The following is a 16,775-nucleotide window of genomic DNA, read 5'->3' on the forward strand; positions in this document are numbered from 1 at the left end:
CGTCAGCAATCGCGACCACGGCACGAGCTTCTCCATCTCTTCCAGGAAACGCTGGCGCCGAGTCATGCGCTTCTTGCCCGTGCTTTCCGCTTCCGCAAAGCTCATTTGCCGTTTCATCGTCGTGGACCCGTTCCGTGAACTATCTTCTACAACGTCCTCGGCTGCGTCAGCGATGACCACAGAGCCGGATAAATCAGTGTTTCCCTAGTCATGTACGAGGTGCCCTATCTCAACGCCAGGGGCGAGATCAAGACGGGCAAGATCACCTCGACATTGCTGTTGTCGGGGGATATGACTCAGAAGCCAGAACCACATACGGTGCACTTCGAAGGGGAGTTTCCTTGCGATACAAATGGCAAGCCCTTGAGTAACATTGCAGCCGGAAACCAAGTTCCCGCGGATCGGCATGCAGTAATGGCACACTATCTCTCAACCAAGCCTGACGAGAGAGGATATACGGACTACTACCAAAAGATGACGACGTACGCGAACATCATTTCGAGTCATGCCTCGGCAGTAGACAATACAGTGAGTGCCCGAAAAGTCTGGCATGCGTTGCCGGACGAAGAGAGTATCTTCAACTATCTCGAAAACGCCTCAGGACGCGCCGGTATCGAGAAACTTACCGAACGCCTGTCGAAGGAGAAGATCGCGATTGTTGGCGTCGGTGGAACAGGGTCATACATCCTCGATCAGATTGCGAAGACGCCGGTCCGGGAAATTCGACTGATCGATGGCGACGAATTTTTGCAACACAACGCCTTCCGGGCACCCGGGGCGCCGACCATCGACCAGTTGCGCGAAGTACCGAAGAAGGTTGATTATTTTCGGAACATCTATAGCAACATGCATCGCGGCATAACCGCGCATGCGGTTGCCATCGACGAAACGTCGGCCCAGCTGCTCGACGGGATCACGTTCGCATTTCTTTGCATGGATGCAGGTCAGTCCAAACGGATCATCGTTGAGCGACTGGAGCTCATGGGGGTGCCGTTCATCGACGTTGGCATGGGCTTGGACCTCACCGACGGCACCTTGGGGGGAATCTTGCGCGTGACACTAAGTACGCCCCAAGAGCGGCAATATGCGCAGTCGAAAATTTCCTTCGAAGAGCGGAGCGGCGAGAATCTCTACGGGTCCAACATCCAAGTTGCCGATCTCAACGCTTTAAACGCCGCGCTGGCAGTAATTCGCTGGAAGCGGTATCTGGCGTTCTACCGCGATCTCGAGGGTGAGTTCAACAGTCTATATACCGTCGACGGGAACTGTCTTGCGAACGGAGAGGCCGATGCTGCGCCATAAGCGACTCGAACCCAAGTTTGTGACCGAGGTCCCGTCGGAGCTCGATGAGGGTGTCCTATACGTCTCAATGGAGTACGGAACTGTACTGCACCGGTGCTGCTGTGGTTGCGGCGAAGAGGTCGTTACTCCGTTGACGCCGACCGATTGGAAACTCACTTTCGACGGCGTAGGCATTTCACTTTCACCGTCCGTCGGCAACTGGAACCTGCCATGCCAATCACATTACGTGATTAGTCGAAATGTCGTCCGAGAGGCAGGCCCGTGGACACGTCAGATGGTCGACGCTGAGGTGCGACGAGACAAAGCAGCAAAAGCTTTGCATTATGGCCACGATGCTGGCTCGTCCAGGGATGCCGCGCGTGCCCCCATGGATGCAGCACCTGCAATTCAAGCGGTACCGGCAAGTCCGGCAGAGCGATCAGGCATCCGGCGCGTTATCGCCAATATCACTCGCTGGCTGTTGGGCTAAGAGCGCGCCTTAGCGGCGCTCCCTGACGAAGACGCTGCATCGGTCGTTCATGCGCCATGGAAGTTGATGGCGAACCATGAGCGATCGATGCAACACAAGGCGCCGCATTAGTACCCGCTATCTCGTGTCGAGAAAGATCGAACTCCCAAGATCGTGTGCCGTCTCTCGCCACAAAATTTCACCCCACTGCACCGGCAACCTGAAGTGAAGGCAGCCCCGCGACCTTGCACACACGTCGGGGGGCGAAACTGCTGCGCTCACTGTCAAATGAGGCGTCAATGATACGATGCTATCGATCGAAAATTGTGCAAAAGTCCTTTGATTGCAAAGATTGACCTCGCATCCGCTCGGGCTGACATAAATTGGTCTGACATCCGCCGATTTGTCGTCTTTTATTCAAAGACAACTTATTGAGACTGCGGACATCTTTTTTGAGAGACAACAGCGATTTCGTTCTGATCTGCAACTTCTCTATTCCCGTACCGGCATCCATCCATCAAACTGTACCGGTACTGTACAGAAAACCGTCGCTACACTGGCTCCATCCCAGTCCCGAACCCGAATGGAGAATCCGCGATGGACTTCCTCACCGTCAGCGCATTGCCCGCCGGCATGCTGTTCGCGCTCGTCACGTCGATCACACCCGGCCCGAACAACACGATGCTGCTCGCCTCCGGCGTCAATTTCGGTTTCCGTCGCACGATGCCGCACCTGTTCGGCATCAGCATCGGCGTCGCGATCCTGATGCTGTGCGTCGGCTTCGGTCTCGGCGAGGCGTTCCGGCGCGTGCCGGTCCTGTATACCGTCCTAGAGATCGCGAGCGTCGCGTACCTGCTGTACCTCGCATGGCGCATCGGCACATCGGGCGAAGTGAAGGCGCAGGGCGCCAAGCCGCGGCCGATGACGTTCCTCGGAGCCGCCGCGTTCCAGTGGGTCAATCCGAAGGCATGGATGATGGTGTTGACCGCCGCGACGACGATCCGCCTGTCCGCCGACTACGGGATGAACGCCGCGTGGATGGCCGTCGTGTTCATCCTGATCGGCTTTCCGTGCATCAGCCTGTGGGCCGCGTTCGGCCAGGGCCTGCGCCGCTTCCTGTCGAACCGCCGCGCGCTGCGCATCTTCAACGTGACGATGGCCGTGCTGCTGATCCTGTCGCTGTATCCGCTCGTCGCGCATCTGCTCCCGCAGTAAGCGCTCACAAGCGCCCCCGTTGAGCTTCACGCCATGCAGGCGTACCCTTTTGGTAAGGGCGCGTGCAGCCGCTTCGCCGGCTGCACCGCTGCTCTGCATGGAGATTGCCGATGAAGCCAATGCTGAAAGCCGGCGAGCACATCGAGGGCATGCACTGGATCGCCGAGTACCACCCGCTCACGCACGAGATCCGGGTGCTGCGCGAAAACATCGAAGTGGGCACGTACTGCGCGCCGCCCACGCTGTTCGGCGACGAGGAAGAGATGGGCGCCGCGAACCATGCCGATCATCGCAGCCAGGAGGCCGCGCTGCGTGCGTATCTGCGCAACTTCGTCAAGGAACACGACGCGGAAGAGTAGCGGCGCGACGGCCGTAAAGTCGACGGGCCGCCAAAGCGGCCCGGTCCATCGTTGCGTGTCGGCCGGCTCACGACCTATCGCAACAAGCGAAAGGCCGGCGCATCGCCCCGGCCCCGATCCCGCTCAATGCCCGAGCGACTCGATCTTGCCGCCCGGCTGCGCGACGCCGTGCGGCCGCGCCCTCTGCTTGATCAGCAACGCAAGGCACGCAAGCAGGCCCGCGACCGCGATCGTCGCGAACACGCCCGCGAACGAGAAGTGCCGGCGCGTCAGTTCGGCGACGAGGAACGACCCGGCGATCCCGCCGAAGCGGCCGACACCGAGCATCCACGCCACGCCCGTGCCGCGCCCTTCGGTCGGATAGAACGCGGCGGCAAGCGCCGGCATCGACGATTGCGCGGTGTTCATCAGCACGCCGGCGATGAACACGACCAGCACGAGCAGCCCGACGTTCCCGGCCGCCTGCCCGATCGCATACACGCTGATCGCGGTCAGCGCGTAGCACACGGCGATCACGCGATTCGCGTTGAAACGGTCCATCAACACGCCGCACAGCACAGCGCCGACGCCGCCGAGCGGGAACAGCGCGGAAATCAGCGTCGCGCTCTTCGGCGTGAGGCCGGCATCCTTCAGCAGAATCGGCATCCAGTTGATCGACGCGTAGAAGATCACGAGGCCCATGAAGTACGCGAGCCACAGCATCACCGAACCGACGACGTACGAGCGCGACAGCACGACGCCGATCCCCTTGCTGCCCGTCTGCGGCGCGGATTCGGTCATCGCGAACGAGCCAGCGTTCAGCGCATCGCGCGAGATCCGCGAAAGCGTCGCGCGGATCCGGTCGATGCTCTGGCCTTGCGCAACCATGAAACGCACCGATTCGGGCATCTTCAGCAGCAACAGCACGCCGAGCAGCAGCGGCGTCACGCCGCCGAGCATCAGCACGCTGCGCCAACCGAAATGCGGGATCATCCACGCGGCGAGAAAGCCGCCAAACGCGGCGCCCAGCGGGAAGCCGCAGAACATCAGGTTGATCACGGTCGCGCGGCGTTTGTCCGGGCAGAACTCGCCCATCATCGTGACCGCGTTCGGCATCGCCGCACCGAGGCCGACGCCGGTGACGAAGCGCAGCACCGTCAGGTGCCCGATGGTCGTCGAGAATGCGGACGCGAAACACGCGGCGCCGAACAGGAACACCGAGCCGAGCAGCAACGAACGGCGCCCGAGGCGATCGGACAGCGGGCCCGACACGAGCGCGCCGCATGCAAGGCCGAACAGCGCGGCGCTCAGCACGGGTGCGAGATCGGGTTTGGTGAGGTTCCATTCGCCGAGCAGCGACGGCGCGATGAAGCCGATCGCGGCCGTATCGAAGCCGTCGAGCAGCACGATCACGAAACACATCAGGAATACGAGCCATTGAAAGCCGCCGAACGGCTGCTCGTTGATGAAGGTCTGGACATCGACCACGGGTGCGCGATTCATCGCGAGTCTCCTATGTAAACAACGCGGCCTGATGGCCGCGTCTTTCCTTGTTTGCGCGCCGATTCGCCGCCGGCGCGTCATGCGTCGTCGACACCTGCCGGCAGCGGCAGGCGTCGCGATCGGGTCACGTCCGGCGCGAGCCGGCCGTGTTATTCAGCCGCATCCTGTTCCTTGAAGATCTTGTCCGCGAGATGGAACGCGGAATTCGCGGCCGGCACGCCGCAGTAGATCGCGGTCTGCAGCAGCACTTCCTTGATCTCGTCGCGCGTCACGCCGTTGTTGCGCGCGGCGCGCAGATGCAGCGCGAGTTCCTCGCCGCGGTTCAGCGCGACCATCATCGCGATGGTCAGCAGGCTGCGCGTATGGCGCGGCAGCCCGTCGCGCGTCCAGATCTCGCCCCACGCATAGCGCGTGATCAGGTTCTGGAATTCGTCGGTCACTTCGGTGCGGTTCTGGATCGAGCGGTCGACGTGCGCGTCGCCGAGCACCGCGCGCCGCACCTTCATCCCCGCTTCGTAACGTTGCTGGTCGTCCATCGTCGGTGCCTCACGCGGTCAGGAAGTCGAGCAGCGCGCGGTTGAAGCCGTCGGTGCACTCGATGTTCGAAATATGCGCGGCGTCGAATTCGACGTGACGCGCTCCGGGAATCGCGGCGGCCAGCGCACGACCCTGGTCGGGCGGCGTCGACATGTCCTTCGCGCCGGTCACGACGAGCACCGGCAGCGCGATGCCCTTCACTTCCTCGCGCAGGTCGGCCGCGTTCAGCGCGTCGCAGTTCGCCGCGTAACCGTCCTTGTCGGTATGCACGAACGTGTCGCGGATCGCGTCGAACAGGCGCGGCTCGCGATCGACGAACGCGTCGGTGAACCAGCGCGGCAGCACGGCGTCGGCCAGTGCGGCCATCCCTTCCGCACGTGCCTTTTGCGCGCGCGGCGCCCACACTTCGGGCGAGCCGATCTTCGCGGCGGTGTTCGACAGCACGGCGCGCACGATGCGCGACGGGAAGCGCGCGGCGAGCGCCGCGCCGGTCAGGCCACCCATCGAAATCCCGCAGAAGCACGCGCGATCGATGCCGACGTGGTCGAGCAGGCCGATCACGTCGCCTGCGAGCTGGTCGATCGTGTACGAGCCGGCCGGTGCTTCGGAATGGCCATGGCCGCGCGTGTCGTAGCGCAGGATGTTGAAGTGCTGCGTGAGCGGGCGAATCTGCGGTGCCCACATCTGCAGGTCGGCGCCGAGCGAGTTCGAGAAGACGAGCCACGGCGCGTCGTCGCGCGCGGCACGGTCGATCCGATAATGCAGTTTCACGCCGTTGACAGTGGCGAAAGGCATCAGTGTTCTCCTGGTTGTGTCGTGCCCGCGTGCAGCGCGAGCACGGCGTCGACGTAGGCCTGCGCCTCGCCGACATAATGTGCGGGATCGAGCAGCCGCGCGAGCGCGTCGCGCGACAAATGGGCAGATACGGTCGGAACGGCGGCGAGCACGTCGAACAGCGTCGCGCCGGTGCGCACGGCTTCCTTCGACGCATGCTCGACGACATGATGCGCATCGAGGCGGCCGATCCGGTCGCCGAGCGCGAGCATCACGGCTTCGCCGAGGATCAGCCCGTGCGTCAGGTCGAGGTTCGCGGCGAGGCGTTCGGTGTTCACGTCGAGGCCCGCGACGATCTGCGCGATCTGCGCGAGCGCGCCGCCGGTCAGGCGCGCGAGGTCGGGCAGCGCATCCCATTCGGCCTGCCAGCCGCCGAGCGCGCGCTCGTGCTCCTGGACCATCCCTGCAAACACGGTCGCGACGAGGTTCGGCGCGCGCACCGCGGCGGTCAGCACGGCCGCGCAGCCGACGGGGTTGCGCTTGTGCGGCATCGTCGACGAGCCGCCCTTGCCGGCAGCCGCCGGTTCGCCAAGCTCGCCCACTTCGGTCTGCATCTGCAGCGACACGTCGCGCGCGATCTTGCCGAGGGTACCGGTCAGCATCCCGAAGCACGACGCGGCTTCCGCGATGCGGTCGCGCTGCGTATGCCACGGCACGGCCGGCAGCGCGAGCTTCAGGTCGGCCGCGAGCGCGGCGCTCACGCCGGCCGCCTGCTCGCGCAGGCTCGCCAGCGTGCCGGCGGCGCCGCCGAACTGCAGCACCAGCGCGCGCTCGCGCAATTCGGCGAAGCGCGCGCGATGGCGCAGCAGCGCGTCGAGCCATTGCGCGAATTTCAGGCCGAGCGTGATCGGCAGCGCCTGCTGCAGCCACGTGCGGCCGATCATCGGTGTCGCGCGATGCGTGCGCGCGAGCGTCGCGAGCGACGCGCACGCTTCGTCGAGCAGCGGCTCGAGCACGTCGAGCGTGTCGCGCAGTTGCAGCACGGTCGCGGTATCGATGATGTCCTGGCTCGTCGCGCCCCAGTGCACGAACTTCGCGGCCTCGGGGTCGTCGGCCTTGACTTGGGCGGTGAGCTGCTTGACGAGCGGAATCGCGAGATTGCCGCCGAGCGCCGCGCCGTGCGCGAGCGCGTCGGCGTCGAGCCGGCCGGCGTCGCACGCGCGTTCGATCGGCGCGACCGCGGCGGCGGGAATCACCTGCCGCGCGGCGAGCGCACGCGCGAGCGCGGCCTCGACGTCGAGCATCCGCTGGATCGTCGCGCGCGGCGACCAGATCCGGTTGAGCGGCTCGGTGCCGCAAATGAGGGAGGTCAGGCGGGCGCTGTCTTCGAGCATGGCATCAGATTGGGGAAACGGCGTGCGCCTATTGTCTACCCAAGCGTGCCGGCGTGCGCGCGATCGCGTGCGCCGACACGCTTGCCGTTCAGGCCGCGGCCTTGCGCGTCGCGTCGATCAGCGGCACGCCGGTCAGCTTCTGCAGTTCGTCGAACGACAGGTCGGTGAAGATCTCGCTCACCGCGAGGCCGTCCGCCGTCACGTCGAGCACGGCGAGATCGGTATAGATGCGGCTCACGCACTGCACGCCGGTGACCGGATACGAGCACTGCGCGACGATCTTGCTTTCGCCCTGCTTCGTCAGGTGTTCCATCATCACGAACACCTGCTTCGCGCCGATCGCGAGGTCCATCGCGCCGCCGACGGCCGGAATCGCGTCGGGCGCGCCCGTATGCCAGTTCGCGAGGTCGCCGTTCGCCGACACCTGGAACGCGCCGAGCACGCAGTAGTCGAGGTGGCCGCCGCGCATCATCGCGAACGAATCCGAGTGGTGGAAATACGCGCCGCCGGTGAGCAGCGTCACGTGCTGCTTGCCGGCGTTGATCAGCTCGTCGTCTTCCTCGCCGGGCGCCGGCGCCGGGCCCATGCCGAGCAGGCCGTTCTCGCTGTGCAGGAAGATTTCCTTGCTCGGGTCGAGGTGGTTCGCCACCAGCGTCGGCACGCCGATGCCGAGGTTCACGTACGCGCCTTCGGGGATGTCCTGGGCGACGCGCTTGGCCATTTCATCGCGGGTCAGTCGTTTCATGTCGGGTCTCCTCTGCTGTCAGGCGGCTTGCGATGCACGTTCGGCGGCCAGCTCGGCCGCATGCGCGGCCTGCGGCACTTCGACGACGCGCTGCACGAAAATGCCCGGCGTCACGATGTGTTCCGGATTCAACCCGCCGAGCGGCACGACTTCCGACACCTGCACGATCGCGACCTTCGCGGCGCTGGCCATGATCGGCCCGAAGTTGCGCGCGGTCTTGCGATACACGAGGTTGCCCCAGCGATCGCCCTTGTATGCCTTCACCAACGCGAAATCGGCGTGGATCGGCGTCTCGAACACATACGACTTGCCGTCGATCACGCGCGTTTCCTTGCCTTCGGCCAGCTTCGTGCCGAAGCCCGTCGGCGTGAAGAAGCCGCCGATGCCGGCGCCTGCCGCGCGGATCCGCTCCGCCAGGTTGCCTTGCGGCACGAGCTCCAGCTCGATCTCGCCCGCGCGGTACAGCGCGTCGAACACCTGCGAGTCGCTCTGGCGCGGGAACGAGCAGATGATCTTGCGCACCCGCTTCGCCTTGAGCAGCGCCGCGAGGCCCGTCTCGCCGTTGCCCGCGTTGTTGTTGACGATCGTCAGGCCGCGCGCGCCCTGCTCGATCAGCGCGTCGATCAGCTCGGACGGCATGCCCGCCGTGCCGAAGCCACCGATCATGATGGTCGCGCCGTCGTGGACGTCCGCGACCGCCGATTGAAGCGATTCGAAAATCTTGTTGACCATGTCTCTTCCTGATACGAACCCGCGGCACGATGCGCGGCCTGTCGAGGGGGCACGCGCGTGTCGCGTGCCGCGTCGAAGGCCGTCGTCGACCTTCGGCATTTGTTCGCTATTCGAACCTAGATTCGATTAGCGAACGATGCGCCGATCATAGAGTCGTGCACAGCGCGTTGTCAAGGCGGGATCCCTCGGGGGGTGTCTGGTCGTCGAACGGCAGGCCGACGTAGTTTTCGGCGAGCGACTGCGCGGCGGCCCGCGAGCGCGTCACGTACTTCAGCTCGGCAAACTTCAGGCGATTGACGAACGGCGAGTCCTCCGGCGACGAGTGCAGCATGTTCGTCATGAAGTACGAGAAATGCTCCGCGCGCCACACGCGTTCGAGACAGGTCGCCGAATAGCGCTCGAGCGGCGTCGCGTCGCCGTTGCGGTAGCGCGCGCCGAGCGCGCGGGACAGCGCGCGGACGTCGGCCACCGCGAGGTTCATCCCCTTCGCGCCGGTCGGCGGCACGATGTGCGCGGCGTCGCCCGCAAGGAACAGGCGGCCGTGCTGCATCGTCTCCGACACGAAGCTGCGCATCGGCGTCACGCTCTTCTGCGTGATCCGGCCCTCGGTCGGCGTCCAGCCGGTGTCGTTCGAGAAGCGCGTGTGCAGTTCGTCCCAGATCCGCGCGTCGGACCATTCGGCGAGGTCTTCGTCGGGCTTGCATTGCAGGTAGAGGCGCGTGACCGTCGGCGAGCGCATCGAGAACAGTGCGAAGCCGTTGTCGTGATGCGCGTAGACGAGCTCGTCGAGCGACGGCGCAGCGTCGGCGAGGATACCGAGCCATGCGAACGGGTAGACGCGCTCGAACGTGTTCAGCCGCTCGGCGGGAATGGTCTGTCGCGCGATGCCGTGGAAGCCGTCGCAGCCGGCGATGTAGTCGCAGTCGATGCGGTCCGCGCGGCCGTCCGCGTGCTTGAACGTGACGAACGGTTGCTCGCTTTCGATATCGTGCAGCGCGACATCACTGACTTCGAAGTGCATCTGGTGCCCATGCGCGTCGCCGGCCGCGATCAGGTCGCGCACGACTTCGTGCTGGCTATAGACGGTGATCGCACGCCCGCCGGTGAGTGCGCTCAGGTCGATGCGATGGCGCTGGCCGGAGAACAGCAGCTCGATGCCGTGATGTTCGAGCCCTTCGCGGCGCATCCGCTCGCCGAGGCCGGCTTCGTTCAGCGTGTCGACGGTGCCCTGCTCCAGCACGCCGGCGCGGATGCGGTTCTCGCAATATTCGCGCGAGCGCGCTTCGACGAGGATGGAATCGACGCCTTGCAGGCGCAGCAGATGAGAAAGCAAAAGGCCGGACGGACCGGCGCCGATGATGGCGACCTGGGTGCGCATTGTTCGTCTCCTGAACATTGGTTCGAATAATGGAACCCATTTGAGCGCTTTCCCGACTATGCGGCAACGCGATTTTGAAGATAAGTTGTATACGTTTCCCGGATACCGGCCTCACGATGGATACGCTCGATCTGAACCTGATTCCCTACCTCGTCGCGCTCGACGACACGCGCAACGTCAGCCGCGCCGGCGACCTGCTCGGCGTCAGCCAGCCGCGCGTGAGCACCGCGCTCGGCCGCCTGCGCGAGTATTTCGGCGACCCGTTGTTCGTGCGCACGTCGCGCGGAATGGAGCCGACGCCGCGCGCGCTCGCGCTGCTGCCGGCCGCACGCGATGCGCTCGCGCAGATCGAGCGCGGCCTCGTCGCACCACACGACTTCGATCCGGCGGCGAGCACGCATACGTTCTCGATCGCGCTGTCGGACGTCGGCGAGATCGTGTTCCTGCCGAAGCTGCTGCAGGCGTTCGCGACGCGCGCGCCGCACGCGAACCTGCGCTCGGTCTCGCTCGGGCACGACGAAGTCAGCCGCGGCCTCGAAGCCGGCTCGATCGATCTCGCGGTCGGCTACTTCCCCGATCTCGACGGCAACAACTTCTTCCAGCAGCGTCTGTTCACGCACCGGTTCGTCTGCCTGATGCGGCGCGGCCATCCGCTCGAACAGGCGCGCCCGTTCACGGCCGAGCAGTTCCTCGCGTGCGGGCATGCGGTGGTGCGCGCCGAGGGGCGCAGCCAGGAGGTGCTCGAGAAATACCTCGCGAAGCAGCGCATGCACCGCCGTGCGGTGCTCGAGACGCCGCACTTCATGAGCCTGCCGTTCATCCTGAGTCGCACCGACCTGATCGCGACGGTGCCGCATGCGATCGGCTATGCATATGCGGCCGAGCATGCGTTCATCGTGCCGGTCGAGCCGCCGTTGCCGCTACCACGCTTCGACCTGAAGCAGCACTGGCATCGCAAGTTCCACAACGATCCGCGCACCGCGTGGCTGCGCGGCGTCGTCGCGTCGCTGTTCAACGACGAGCAGGACGAATGGCCGAAGTGACGCGGGGCGTGCGGCAGGCCGCACGCACGACCCGCGAAAGCATGAAACAATGCCCGGATATCCGCGCCGCCGCAGGCGGCCGCATTCGATGGAGCGACTAGATGGGTAAAAAATCCGCGCGGCCCGAGCCGGCCGCATCCCGGCCGAGCCGGGAAGAAGCCGAGGATGCCGTTCGCGTGCTGCTGCGCTGGGCCGGCGACGATCCCGCCCGCGAAGGCCTGCTCGACACGCCGGCACGCGTCGTGCGCGCCTATGAAGAGTTCTTCGCCGGCTACGCGCTGGAACCGCGCGACATCCTCGCGCGCACGTTCAGCGAAGTCGACGGCTACGACGAAATGATCGTGCTGAAGGACATCCGCTTCGAGAGCTACTGCGAGCACCACATGGTGCCGATCATCGGCCGCGCGCACGTCGCGTATCTGCCGAACCATCGCGTCGTCGGCATCTCGAAGCTCGCGCGCCTCGTTGACGCGTTCGCGAAGCGCCTGCAGATTCAGGAAAAGATGACCGTGCAGATCGCCGACACGCTGTTCGACGTGCTGCAGCCGAAGGGCGTCGGCGTGATCCTCGAAGCCGCGCATCAGTGCATCTCGACGCGCGGCGTGCACAAGCCGGGCGTCGAGATGGTCACGTCGCGCATGCTCGGCACGTTCCGCACCGATCCGTCGACGCGGCGCGAATTCCTGTCGATCGTCGCGAATCCTTCTTCAGTCAACCTGACGAATACGTAATGCAGTCCACGAAGCAAGCGGCAAACGCGCCGGTCGTGCTCGTGACCGGCGCCGCGCGCCGGGCCGGGCGCGCGTTCGCCGAGTATTTCGCCGCGCACGGTTATCGCACCGCGGTCCATTACGACCGCTCCGCCGATGCCGCTCAGGCGGCGGCCCGCGCGATCGCCGAACGCGGGCACGATTCGGTCGCGCTGCAGGCCGACCTGTCGGATGCCGGGCAGATCACCACGCTGATCGACCAGGTATATGCGCGCTTCGGACGCCTCGACGTGCTGGTCAACAACGCGTCGGTGTTCTGGCAGGACCATTTCCCGAGCTTCGACCTCGCGGCGTTCGACCAGGCATGGGCCGTCAACTGCCGTGCGCCGATCCTGCTCACGCGCGCATTCTACGAACGAGCCCGCGCGGCCGGCACGCAGGGCGTCGTCGTCAACGTGGTCGACCAGAAGATCAAGGAAAACTTCCACCGCGACCATTTCAGCTACACGGTCGCGAAGGCCGCGCTCGGCAACCTCACGCAGATGCTCGCGCTGTCGTCGTCACCGGTGCTGCGCGTGAACGCGGTGTTCCCCGGGCTGATGCTGCCGAGCGACGACCAGACGCAGGCCGACTTCGAACACGCGAGCCGCGCATCGACGCCGCTCGCGCGCATCGCCGGCCCCGACGACGTCGCGGGCGCGATCCTGCTGCTGACGGGCAGTGCGTACAACGGCGTGGATTTCGTCGTCGATGCGGGGCAGAACCTGATCCGCGTCGACCAGGACGTGCTGTACAAGCATCGCTCGCCGGCCGGCAAGCACTGACGAACGGCATGGTCAGCGGCAGCCGCGCCCTTCGCACACCGGCGCGCGGGTATCGGCACACGCCTTCACCTGCGCTGCGCGAACGACCGTTACGCCGTTCGCGCGCCGCGTTACGGCTTCTCGGCGCTGCCGCCTTCGCGGACCTTGCCCTGCGCGACGCTCGTGCCGGGCGGCACGCTGTGCGTGAGCCACACGTTCCCGCCGATCACCGAACCGCGCCCGATCGTCACGCGGCCGAGGATCGTCGCGCCCGCGTAGATCACCACGTCGTCCTCGACGATCGGATGTCGCGCATTGCCCTTCACCAGCGCGCCGTCGCCATCGGCCGGGAAGCTCTTCGCGCCGAGCGTGACGGCCTGGTACACGCGCACGCGCTCGCCGATGATCGCGGTTTCGCCGATCACGACGCCGGTGCCGTGGTCGATGAAGAAGCTCGGGCCGATCTGCGCGCCCGGGTGAATGTCGATGCCGGTGGCCGAGTGCGCGATTTCATTGATGAAACGCGCGAGCAGCGGCACACCGAGTTGGTGCAGCGCATGCGCGAGCCGGTGGTGCATCATCGCGAGCACGCCGGGGTAGCACAGCAGGATCTCGGTGATGTGCTGCGCGGCCGGATCGCCCGCGTAGGCAGCCTGGATGTCGCTGACCAGCAGCGCGCGTACCGCCGGCAACTGCCGGCCGAACTCGCGCGCGATCTCGAACGCGCGTTCGTCGAGTTCGGCGAACGGCGTGTCCGCATGCTCGGGCAGGAACGGCAGCGCGCGGCGGATCTGTTCGGACAGGATCCGCAGCGTGCTTTCGAGCGTGTGGCCGACGTAGTAGTCGACGCTTTCGTCGGTCAGATCCGGCGCGCCATAGTGCGTCGGAAACATCGACGCGCGCAGGCCGGTGACGATCTTGCAGATCGCGTCGCGCGACGGCAGCTCGCGGATGCCGCGCGGATGTCGCGTGCGATGAAGTTCCTCGCGCGATTCGCGCAAGCCGGCAACGATTTCTTCGAGGCCCCACTGACGGGCGGGTGATGTCGACATATGCCAATGCAGGCGGCCGCGCTCGATCGCACGGCCGCTAATAAAGTGACGGGTTCCAGAAGATTACCGCGTTTTCGTCCGGCAGCGGCACGCCGGGGGATCGGCCGGACGGCCGATGCCGCCGTCGCGCGACGGCGTCAGATCGTAATACTGCTCGCGTCGATCCAGCGCACGGCCCAGTCGCGCGCGTGCGCGATCGCGTCGCCTTCGTCGTTGAACTGGAGCTCGGTCGGAAAAAAACGGTTCGCGACGAGTTCCCCGTCGCTCGATCGGGAGATCACGACGTAGGGTTTGAACGAGCCGTCGCTGGCGCGCGCGGGCGCGCAATTCAACAGATAACCGCGGTGCGTGAAGGCAGTAGTCGCTTGCATGAATCCGCCACCTCTAGTCCCTTGATTTGTTGTTCACTACCCGTCTTAAGGGTGCTGCGGCGCCCCGGTGCGGGCAGAGGCGGCGAGACCGCATCCCCTGTCGCCGCTTCGCAGGAAATGAATCATACTCTGTAGAAAACGGGTCTTCTAGCTGAAATAAATCATGACAAATCAGCGCGCGCGGCACGACCGCGGCGATCGTCCGCGCGCCGTTTTCCCGTCTTGCCCGGAACGGGATTTGCTTCGATCCGGAGCGCTTCGCCGCCAGGAGAGCCGTGATGGAAACGACAGCTCCAGCCCGCGCCGCGCGTCCGCGCAGCATCGAACTCGACAACGACGACACGCACGACAGCACCGTCGACACCGACGGCAAGAATCGCGAGGCCGCGCGTCTTGCGAGCGGCCGCGCCTTCTCGCCCGACCAGATCACGCACAGCAACGCGTCGCTCGTCAACGCGATGCCCGAGGCCGGCGACGGCTTCGCCGGCTTCGACAGCCGGCCGGGCGGCAATCATCCGGCGTTCGCGCTGCGTGCCGGCTACATGGTGATCGAGAAGGGGTTCGACGCGCCGTCGCACGCGGACGACGCGCTGTACGGCCCGGTTCACCGGATGTACGGCAGCGCTTACTGGCCCGGCCATGGACGCCGACCGGAACGGGTGATCGAAATCACACCGGTGCCGCGGTGACGCGCGCGGCGTTTGAATCGATCGTTCGATTGGCGGATCGATGCGCGGCCGATGACCGATGGCGGCGGAGCGACGTGCGCGTTCGCGCGCCGTCCTCCGAATCGGCGCTGGAATCGATATCGGCGCCGGCTTCGCGTTCGACACGCGGGTTTCGCGACGTCGATGCATCGGCGTTGATCGAAGTCACGTCGTCGCGATATGGATGATATTCAATGCACACTCGCGGCGACCGGCACGTCGCTGCAAAGTCCCTGCCGTTGGTTTACGCTGCCTCGCAGCGACGCACGGCCTGCTCGGCCGTTCGGCCGACTTTCGTTCAACCCGCCACCTGGAGACACCATGTACAAGCGCATTCTGGTTGCCATCGACGGCAGCGACACGGCCCGCCACGCGTTCGATGCCGCCCTCGCGCTCGCGAAGGAGCACGGCGCCGAACTGCAACCGTTCTACGTCGTCGAAAACGCCGCGATCTACTACAACGTGCCGGGCTACGATCCGTCCGTGCTGCGCGACCAGCTCATCGCGCAAGGCAATGCGCTCGCGGCGGAGTTCAAGAAGCTGATGCAGGCAGCCGGCGTGAAGGGCGAGACGGTGACGAGCGAGGCGTCGTCGCTCAACGACGTGTCGACGCTGATCCTCGACGGTGCGAAAGCGTTCGGCGCCGACCTCCTCGTGCTCGGCACGCACGGCCGCCGCGGGTTCCGTCGCCTCGTGCTCGGCAGCATCGCCGAACAGTGCGTGCGGCATGCGACGCTGCCCGTGCTGCTGATCCCGGCCGCCGCGCATACGGACGATCAGGAAGGCTGAGCGGCGTCGGCATCGGCATGCGTGCATGCCGATGCCGACGCCCGCGACATGTGCGCGCGGTCGCGACGTTTTGTCACCCGACAGCGGCAACTTGCGGTGGGACAATGATTCGGTCGATTCAATGCCGGAGTAAACGATCATGTTGACGCCCGTCGCCACACGTCCCGCCGCCTCGTCCCATGCAGGCAACTGGGCTCCCCGCCAGGCACCGCACTGCTCGTCGTGCGCAATGCGGCACCTGTGCATGCCGCAGGGCCTCGCACCCGAAGCGCTCAGCCGCCTCGAATCAGTCATCTGCGCGGCGCGCCCGGTCAAGCGCGGCGAAGCGCTGTTCCGCGAAGGCGACACCTTCGACAACCTGTACGCCGTGCGCTCGGGTTCGCTGAAAACCGTCGCCACGCGCCACGACGGACGTGAGCAGGTCACCGGCCTGCACCTCGCGGGCGAAGCGCTCGGCCTCGACGGCATCTGCGACGACACGCACCCGCGCACCGCGGTTGCGCTGGAAGACAGCTCGGTCTGCGTGATTCCGTACAGCGCGCTCAAGTCGCTGTGCTCGGAAGCCGGCACGATGCAGCTGCGCATGCACAAGCTGATGAGCGAGCAGATCGTGCGCGAAACGTCGCAAACCATGCTGCTCGGCTCGTTGAACGCCGAAGAGCGCGTCGCCGCGTTCCTGCTCGACGTGTCGTCGCGTTACCTGAAGCGCGGCTACTCGCCGTCGGAATTCAACCTGCGGATGACACGCGAAGACATCGGCAGCTACCTCGGCATGACGCTCGAAACGGTCAGCCGCACGCTGTCGAAGTTCCAGAAGCGCGGCCTGATCGAAATGCACGGCCGCCTCGTACAGATCGTCGACTTCGACGGCCTGCACCACGTCTGACCCCGCGCGGCGCGTATCCTGCGCGCCGCCGCCGTCCATCCCTCCGGC

At 65.6% G+C, this 16,775-nt stretch carries 19 protein-coding genes and 1 pseudogene; 10 read left to right on the forward strand and 10 right to left on the reverse strand.

Annotated features, from left to right (window positions below):
• Positions 1-117: pseudogene (locus tag HWX22_RS03605) on the reverse strand (IS5/IS1182 family transposase); the annotation flags it as partial.
• 93 nt (positions 118-210) lie between these two features.
• Between HWX22_RS03605 and HWX22_RS03610 the strand changes: the two are divergent.
• The 4 genes from HWX22_RS03610 (at position 211) to HWX22_RS03620 (ending at position 3,324) form a co-directional block, all read left to right on the forward strand.
• Positions 211-1,302, forward strand: coding sequence for a ThiF family adenylyltransferase (locus HWX22_RS03610; RefSeq protein WP_175912366.1), 1,092 nt, complete (start codon positions 211-213; stop codon positions 1,300-1,302).
• A gap of 67 nt (positions 1,303-1,369) precedes the next feature.
• Entirely contained in the window at positions 1,370-1,771 is a 402-nt protein-coding gene (locus HWX22_RS31900) for a DUF6527 family protein (RefSeq protein WP_230965824.1), read from the forward strand.
• Positions 1,772-2,347: 576 nt separating this feature from the next.
• Positions 2,348-2,965 carry a LysE family translocator gene (locus tag HWX22_RS03615; RefSeq protein ID WP_175915050.1) on the forward strand — a complete coding sequence of 206 codons (618 nt, stop codon included), beginning with the start codon at positions 2,348-2,350 and terminating at the stop codon, positions 2,963-2,965.
• Between the two features lie 110 nt (positions 2,966-3,075).
• Positions 3,076-3,324 carry a hypothetical protein gene (locus HWX22_RS03620; RefSeq protein ID WP_059818331.1) on the forward strand — a complete coding sequence of 83 codons (249 nt, stop codon included), beginning with the start codon at positions 3,076-3,078 and terminating at the stop codon, positions 3,322-3,324.
• A gap of 123 nt (positions 3,325-3,447) precedes the next feature.
• On the opposite strand, the gene HWX22_RS03625 is transcribed toward HWX22_RS03620, so the two are convergent.
• The 7 genes from HWX22_RS03625 to pobA all read right to left on the reverse strand — a co-directional run bounded on the left by HWX22_RS03625 (position 3,448) and on the right by pobA (position 10,366).
• Positions 3,448-4,806: an MFS transporter gene (locus HWX22_RS03625; protein WP_059692653.1), complete on the reverse strand. Its 1,359-nt coding sequence runs from the start codon at positions 4,804-4,806 to the stop codon at positions 3,448-3,450.
• 149 nt (positions 4,807-4,955) lie between these two features.
• A complete protein-coding gene (gene pcaC / locus HWX22_RS03630; protein ID WP_059692656.1) occupies positions 4,956-5,342 on the reverse strand; it encodes a 4-carboxymuconolactone decarboxylase in 387 nt (128 codons plus the stop codon).
• Between the two features lie 10 nt (positions 5,343-5,352).
• The gene (gene pcaD / locus HWX22_RS03635) at positions 5,353-6,138 is read right to left on the reverse strand and encodes a 3-oxoadipate enol-lactonase (protein ID WP_059698683.1); all 786 of its coding nucleotides are present in this window, start codon (positions 6,136-6,138) and stop codon (positions 5,353-5,355) included.
• Complete coding sequence (locus HWX22_RS03640; protein ID WP_175912364.1) at positions 6,138-7,511, reverse strand: 3-carboxy-cis,cis-muconate cycloisomerase; 1,374 nt, start codon at positions 7,509-7,511, stop codon at positions 6,138-6,140. The genes pcaD and HWX22_RS03640 overlap by 1 nt, the downstream gene beginning before the upstream one ends.
• Positions 7,512-7,599: 88 nt before the next feature.
• The gene (locus HWX22_RS03645; RefSeq protein ID WP_012365076.1) at positions 7,600-8,256 is read right to left on the reverse strand and encodes a CoA transferase subunit B; all 657 of its coding nucleotides are present in this window, start codon (positions 8,254-8,256) and stop codon (positions 7,600-7,602) included.
• 18 nt (positions 8,257-8,274) lie between these two features.
• Positions 8,275-8,988, reverse strand: coding sequence for a 3-oxoacid CoA-transferase subunit A (locus HWX22_RS03650; RefSeq protein WP_014900666.1), 714 nt, complete (start codon positions 8,986-8,988; stop codon positions 8,275-8,277).
• Between the two features lie 145 nt (positions 8,989-9,133).
• Positions 9,134-10,366, reverse strand: a complete 1,233-nt coding sequence (gene pobA, locus HWX22_RS03655; protein ID WP_175912362.1) for a 4-hydroxybenzoate 3-monooxygenase — start codon at positions 10,364-10,366, stop codon at positions 9,134-9,136.
• A gap of 116 nt (positions 10,367-10,482) precedes the next feature.
• On the opposite strand from pobA, the gene HWX22_RS03660 reads away from it, so the two are divergent.
• The 3 genes from HWX22_RS03660 to HWX22_RS03670 all read left to right on the forward strand — a co-directional run bounded on the left by HWX22_RS03660 (position 10,483) and on the right by HWX22_RS03670 (position 12,943).
• On the forward strand, positions 10,483-11,409 hold the full coding sequence (locus tag HWX22_RS03660) for a LysR family transcriptional regulator (protein ID WP_175912361.1): 927 nt from the start codon (positions 10,483-10,485) through the stop codon (positions 11,407-11,409).
• A 101-nt stretch (positions 11,410-11,510) separates the two neighbouring features.
• A complete protein-coding gene (gene folE, locus HWX22_RS03665; protein WP_059698678.1) occupies positions 11,511-12,140 on the forward strand; it encodes a GTP cyclohydrolase I FolE in 630 nt (209 codons plus the stop codon).
• Complete coding sequence (locus HWX22_RS03670) at positions 12,140-12,943, forward strand: SDR family oxidoreductase (protein ID WP_059818325.1); 804 nt, start codon at positions 12,140-12,142, stop codon at positions 12,941-12,943. The genes folE and HWX22_RS03670 overlap by 1 nt, the downstream gene beginning before the upstream one ends.
• Before the next feature lie 110 nt (positions 12,944-13,053).
• On the opposite strand, the gene epsC is transcribed toward HWX22_RS03670, so the two are convergent.
• Together epsC and HWX22_RS03680 are read right to left on the reverse strand one after the other, a co-directional pair.
• Entirely contained in the window at positions 13,054-13,974 is a 921-nt protein-coding gene (epsC, locus tag HWX22_RS03675; protein WP_059533573.1) for a serine O-acetyltransferase EpsC, read from the reverse strand.
• A 137-nt stretch (positions 13,975-14,111) separates the two neighbouring features.
• The gene (locus tag HWX22_RS03680) at positions 14,112-14,345 is read right to left on the reverse strand and encodes a hypothetical protein (RefSeq protein WP_011659947.1); all 234 of its coding nucleotides are present in this window, start codon (positions 14,343-14,345) and stop codon (positions 14,112-14,114) included.
• Between the two features lie 278 nt (positions 14,346-14,623).
• Here HWX22_RS03680 and HWX22_RS03685 point away from each other — a divergent pair, with 278 nt between their 5' ends.
• The 3 genes from HWX22_RS03685 to fnr all read left to right on the forward strand — a co-directional run bounded on the left by HWX22_RS03685 (position 14,624) and on the right by fnr (position 16,727).
• A complete protein-coding gene (locus tag HWX22_RS03685) occupies positions 14,624-15,034 on the forward strand; it encodes a DUF3005 domain-containing protein (protein WP_059692678.1) in 411 nt (136 codons plus the stop codon).
• Between the two features lie 339 nt (positions 15,035-15,373).
• A complete protein-coding gene (locus tag HWX22_RS03690) occupies positions 15,374-15,841 on the forward strand; it encodes a universal stress protein (protein ID WP_059533566.1) in 468 nt (155 codons plus the stop codon).
• Positions 15,842-15,980: 139 nt separating this feature from the next.
• Positions 15,981-16,727, forward strand: coding sequence for a fumarate/nitrate reduction transcriptional regulator Fnr (fnr, locus tag HWX22_RS03695; RefSeq protein ID WP_059447453.1), 747 nt, complete (start codon positions 15,981-15,983; stop codon positions 16,725-16,727).
• Positions 16,728-16,775 lie beyond the last annotated feature (48 nt).

It is taken from the genome of Burkholderia sp. BCC1638, from assembly GCF_902833195.1.
Lineage (GTDB): Bacteria > Pseudomonadota > Gammaproteobacteria > Burkholderiales > Burkholderiaceae > Burkholderia > Burkholderia diffusa.